The 5,447-nt window shown below is 64.7% G+C and carries 4 protein-coding genes; 3 read left to right on the top strand and 1 reads right to left on the bottom strand.

What is annotated here, in order from left to right; all coding sequences use genetic code 11:
- On the bottom strand, positions 1-431 hold a 431-nt coding region (locus ACSW7Y_RS15955), incomplete at its 3' end, for a hypothetical protein (protein WP_438127222.1).
- Positions 432-775: 344 nt separating this feature from the next.
- Here ACSW7Y_RS15955 and ACSW7Y_RS15950 point away from each other — a divergent pair.
- The 3 genes from ACSW7Y_RS15950 (at position 776) to ACSW7Y_RS15940 (ending at position 4,702) form a co-directional block, all read left to right on the top strand.
- Entirely contained in the window at positions 776-1,612 is an 837-nt protein-coding gene (locus tag ACSW7Y_RS15950) for a hypothetical protein (protein WP_438127221.1), read from the top strand.
- Positions 1,613-2,001: 389 nt separating this feature from the next.
- On the top strand, positions 2,002-3,660 hold the full coding sequence (locus tag ACSW7Y_RS15945; RefSeq protein WP_438127220.1) for an N-6 DNA methylase: 1,659 nt from the start codon (positions 2,002-2,004) through the stop codon (positions 3,658-3,660).
- Positions 3,650-4,702 carry a hypothetical protein gene (locus tag ACSW7Y_RS15940; RefSeq protein WP_438127219.1) on the top strand — a complete coding sequence of 351 codons (1,053 nt, stop codon included), beginning with the start codon at positions 3,650-3,652 and terminating at the stop codon, positions 4,700-4,702. Before ACSW7Y_RS15945 ends, ACSW7Y_RS15940 begins: the two co-directional genes overlap by 11 nt.
- Positions 4,703-5,447: the final 745 nt, after the last annotated feature.

The following is a 5,447-nucleotide window of genomic DNA, read 5'->3' as shown; positions in this document are numbered from 1 at the left end:
CAAGCAATGTCGATCTGATGTTCCTGGGAGAACCCCTTGACGCGAGCTCGCGGCGCAAGGGTGCTTGTTGTCTTGTTGCCGAGGATCAAGGCGATCACCTCAGAAAACCAGTTCCCCTTGCTTCGATACAAGCCCTCGCCGCTTTCGTCCTTCGAGCGACTGCGGTTGAGCAAAGGAGTTCTGGGTATTACATGTTTACCCCGGTACGTATCGATACACCAAAGTAGCGCAAGGAAATCGCTTTCGACGGTGCTGAACGTGCGGACGCGTTCTTTTTTGATACGGTCCTTCAGGGCCAACAGTCGGTCCGTTGGATTCCCAACTTCGTCCTCGACCCTAGCTTGATCGCGCGGGTCACGCGACGCGTATCGCGTACTGGGAGTCGGTTCGGCCGACGACGAAGGGTCCCCATCGAAGTTAACGTCGCTCATACTCGTCATTCTGCACGGGTGCGTCGCCATATGCGCAGCAGCCGCGCCGCTTGAGTAGGCCCGAAACTTCACTCGGGGACAAGGCCACTGCACTGGTGAGCAGCGCGCGGTCGACCTGCCACGACGTCTCGGTCCGTTCCTGACATGCAAGCCTCCCATCGAGTCGGCGCTTCTGAGGCGCGAGACTTTCACCAAACGTTCCCCATGCTCGCGATGTCCGGAAAAATCAGCAGGGCGGGTTCGCGAGGCTCCATCGCGAGAACTTCGCGCCTGGATCTGAAGCCAGTGGCGACCTCCTTCCGGTAATCATCTGCGCTTCCGCAGACACCCGATACGGTGAAGGCATGCCCGATGACGATGATGCTGCTTCGACCGTTACTCCTGCCGAGCTGCGGGCGATGCTCGAGCGGGCTCCGTTAGAAGCGGCTGGCCGAAACCTGCGGCTGCTGCCGGCGATAGTTGTGAAGAACACCGACGTGCTGTTTGCTGCTCCCGATGTCACCCTCGACGACGCGCTCGACATCGCAAGCCATGTCGGCGCCGCCTTCGTCACCCTAGGGGAGCGGACGTTCGACCTAGCGGAGTTCCTTGGCGACGCTGAAGGGGTGCCGGCTAGCCTCCGGGGCAACGCCGCGAGTCACGACGGCGACCTCGAGGGGATGGATCTCCGATTCATCGGAGCGGGGGTGTCCTACGCGTGGTGGGTGGCCGTGGACTGGTCGCAGGAGCTGACCGCCGAGCGTGAGGAATGGCAGGAAGACACGGACGAGAAACGCGACCGGGAGCGACGTGAACAGTTGGCGCGGGCGCAGCAACTCATCCAGGCGGCCATCGAGGATGCCGGGGTCAGGGCCGCGAAGCCAGTCTCGAGAAAACCAGTCGTTGAAGCGTTCATCCGCAGCCGGTTTGAGTCCAAGAGCGACGTCGGCGCTGATTACGCACTGCGGTGGGCGCCGCAGCGGGTTGCTGAGGAGTGGCGGTCCGCGTATGCGCTCCTCGACAACAGCGCGAACGTGTTCATCTCTGACCTTCACGAACTGCCCGAGTGGCAGCGCGCGAAATGGAAGCCATCCGTGCGCCGGGAGGTGCTCCTGAGGTACGCGATGAGTCGCACCGGCGGTTGGGCCCCCACCGACAAGTGGTTGAAAGACATGGACGCGAAGTCCGCGCCGACCACCTGAGCGGTATGCGGACTTGCGTCGTCCGCGCATACCTCTGACATGAGCAATGACGGCATCGTCACCCGTGTCACCGGCCGGTGTCGCCGTCACCGTCACCGTCCTCGCCCTCGGGTCCTCGGTTTCGGTTGTCGCTGGGTTCGCGCTGCTGCTCGTTGCCGCCCGGCCGGTCTCAGCCGGAGCGTTCGCTGCATCAGCGGCTCTGCTGGTAGCCTCCCTCGCCGTCGAAGCGTGCAAGCGCTCCGTCGACGCGTGCAAGCGCCTCGCCTGGCGCCGGGACGAGGAGCCCGGTCCGCGGGTAGGTCTGGCGGGCGTGCCTCCCTTCAGATGTGAGCGCCCCAGTTGACGGTGGGTCGCGCCGAGTTGTCGTCCGTGTAGTCGACAATGGACCGGTGAGCACTGCTGAACTGCCCCACTCCGTCGACACGTCGGAGCTGCGTAAAGCGCGGGGCGCGTTCTTCACGCCAGAACCGCTGACTCGCTTCATCACCGATTGGGCTGTCCGCGATTCGAGCGACGCGATCATGGAGCCGTCAGCGGGGGACGCGGCGTTCCTTGTGGAGGCGGTACGGCGCCTCACCGAACTTGGAGCCGTACAGCCAGGTGTGACCGGTGTGGAGATTCACGAGTACAGCGCCCGCGTCGCTGCTGAACGCGTCGCTGATGCGGGCGGGGTGCCGACGGTGATCCACAGCGACTTCTTCCTCGTCGATCCGACCCCGACGTACGACGCCGTCATCGGCAACCCGCCGTACATCCGGTATCAGGACTTCACCGGTGAGTCCCGTACGCGGTCTCGGGCGGCGGCGCTCAGCGCCGGCGTTGCACTGACCGGCCTCGCGTCGAGCTGGGCGGCGTTCACCATCCAGTCCGCACTATTCCTCCGACCAGGAGGACGGATGGGGTTGGTGCTGCCCGCCGAGCTACTGAGCGTGAACTACGCCGCCCCGGTCCGCCAGTTTCTCTTTGACCGGTTCGCCAGCGTCGAGCTGGTGCTGTTCACCGAACGTGTGTTCCCCGAAGCGGAAGCAGACGTCGTGCTGCTGCTCGCCGACGGCTTCGACCAGGGCCCCACAGACCACGCCACCATTCGCGAAGCACAAGACGCCGATGCTCTCACCACGCTCGGAGACGCGCTGCGGTGGTCACCGAAGCGTCCTGCCGATAAATGGACCGGACTCCTCGTGGGTGCAGATGCGCTCCGGCCTCTCCGTCGACTACGGGAGTCCGAAGCGTTCACAGACCTCGAGAATTGGGGCGACACCACACTCGGCATGGTGACGGGCAACAACAGCTACTTCGCGCTCTCACCGGCACGAGCCCGTGAACTCGGCCTCGGCCGAGCCGACCTAGTTCGCCTCTCACCGCCCGGTAGTGCGCACCTCCGCGGGTTGTCTCTCACCCGGCACAACCTCACGGACCTCGGTGCGGCCGGCAAAGCGACGTGGTTGTTCCGGCCTGGATCTCGGCTGACTCCGGCCGCAACCGCTTACGTGCAAGCAGGTCATATGGCGGGCGTTGACCAGGCATACAAGTGCCGGGTGCGACGTACGTGGTATCAAGTCCCGCTGCTGCCGCCCGCAGATCTGCTTCTCACGTGCATGAACGCGGACACGCCTCGGCTGACGACCAACGAGGCGGCTGCGCTGCACCTCAACTCCGTGCACGGCGTGTACCTCGTTGACGAGCACCGCGACCTCGGCCGGGAGCTCCTGCCGCTGGCGTCACTGAACTCCGTGACGCTGCTGAACGCGGAGATGGTCGGACGTGCCTACGGCGGCGGCATCTTGAAGATCGAACCCCGGGAAGCAGACGTGTGGGCTATGCCCTCACCCGCGCTCGTGCGGGAACGAGCCGATGCACTCCGTGACGTGAAGTCGCGCGTAGCCCGGCTGCTTCGCCAAGGCGACCTGCTCGCAGCAGTGCGGCTCGTGGACCAAGCACTTCTCGTTGACCAGGGCTTGGTCTCGACAGAGGAGCTGCAGCTCGTGCGCACAGCGCACGCTGCCATGACGTCCCGACGAGTGGCGCGAGCTGACAGTGGCCGCTGAACGCTCCATCCGGTCCAAAGCATGGGCAATCTTCGACCGGATCTGCGCCGACGCCGCCCCAGAAGGCGTCCACACCAACCCCTGGATTTGCGACGCCGACGGCACGGTCCGCTACGAGCCAGACTTTCCCGTCCTGCAACGACTCCTCGGTGTACCGCTGTACTTGGAAGCGCCCACAACAACCGGGGTGCCCGCGCTCGCGCTGGACGTGTGGGTTTCGTACGAACTCCGCCGCGCCGGCTTTGCCCCCGACGCGACATGGCCGCGCGCCGAGCACCCCCGCATCCTGCCGGCCGCGATCGCGAACCTCTTGCGCGCACTGAAAGGCAAGGAACGCGCCCAGCTCGCGAAGCGGCTCGCAAACCCCACTCCGATAAAGGGTGTCGTGTCGGCCTCCGCGAACATCCTCGGAAAGAACTACCTCAAGCAGGTCGACGTCGTCATGTCTGACTGGGACACGGGCCCCGAACTGCTCATTAGCACCAAGCGCATGGACTCCAGCTTCGGGAAAAACGCTGCCAACCGTGTCGAAGAGAGCTACGGCGATGCCAAGAACCTTCGCCTCCGGCACCCGCTTGCAGCCCTCGGTTTCGTCTACGGGCTCCGCTCGACAATCCTGACCGAGGAGCCCAAGAAAGCTCGCTGGCTCATCGACCTCCTGCAGAAGCTCGGTCGCGAGGACGACGCGTACCACGCAGTCGCGCTCATCATGATCGAGTACGGCGAAGACGTCGCGTCCGCTTCCACACGAGACGATGCAGCAGACGATGGTGACGCAGACAACCCATTCGTCGCTGCTGGAATTGACGATGACAGCCTCCAAAGCGAAGGCGAAGAAGTCCCCGCCACGGCAGTCGACGAAGCGCTAGCCAACCTGCCTTCGGTTCAGATTCGCCGTGACGCTGTCCCCGTTAGTCTGAACCCTGCTCGATTCCTGGAACTGATGATCCGCCGCGTCATCGACGCAACTCCTGTCGATCGGCACGAGGACGCCCGCGAACGACTCGCGGCACCCTTGCAGGGGCACGGCAGTGCCAGCTGACCTAATCCAAGTCAGGTCAACCATATGCAAGCCTTTATCGAAGGTGAAGGCGCAAATCGCGTCAAGGAGCGCAAGCGGCGACTGTCTGGGCTGAACCTGATCGTCGACATCACAAGCGCTTGGTTCGACGACACTACGCGAAAACTCGGAAATCTCGACGGACAAACCGAGGGTGCTAACCGTTGCTCTATTGGTCTCTCCCAACAGCCCTCGGTCGGGATTTCCTCATGTACGCTCACGACCCAACCGACCGCGCGTAGTTTTTCGGCAACTGGGCCCGCGAGGCGCGGCCGGTCTGCATCCGCTTGGCGGGAAGTCGCTGTCCGTGTAACCATCGCCCTGCGGTCAAGCGGCAGGTGGGAGCGCCTGGGCCATCCGGCCTTCAACCGGAGCTCAGCCGTCGCGGCGGCGGCGTGCGCGCGTTCGACGAGGACCGGGACGAAGTGACCGATCTTCGCGCCTGACTTGCAGAGTTCAGTAAAGGAACCCGTCCCACTTCGGCTCGTACCGGAGGCCGCCACGAACACTGTCCGGCTCGGGGACGGTCGGTACGGCCTTCGCGAGCATCGGTGCGGTGTCCATGCGGCCTGTCTACTCGGGCGGGGCCGAGTCCCGGTGCCGGGAAGGACCGACGCGGGGCCGCGCCGTTCCGTTCTGCGGTGCGGTGCGGTTGTGCCGTGGTGCCCCTGCGCGGCGGCAGCCGCAGCGGCAGCCGCAGCCGCAGCCGCAGCCGCAGCCGCAGCCG

Source organism: Curtobacterium flaccumfaciens, from assembly GCF_051548005.1.
Lineage (GTDB): Bacteria > Actinomycetota > Actinomycetes > Actinomycetales > Microbacteriaceae > Curtobacterium.
This window is presented reverse-complemented; position numbering and strand designations above follow the sequence as displayed.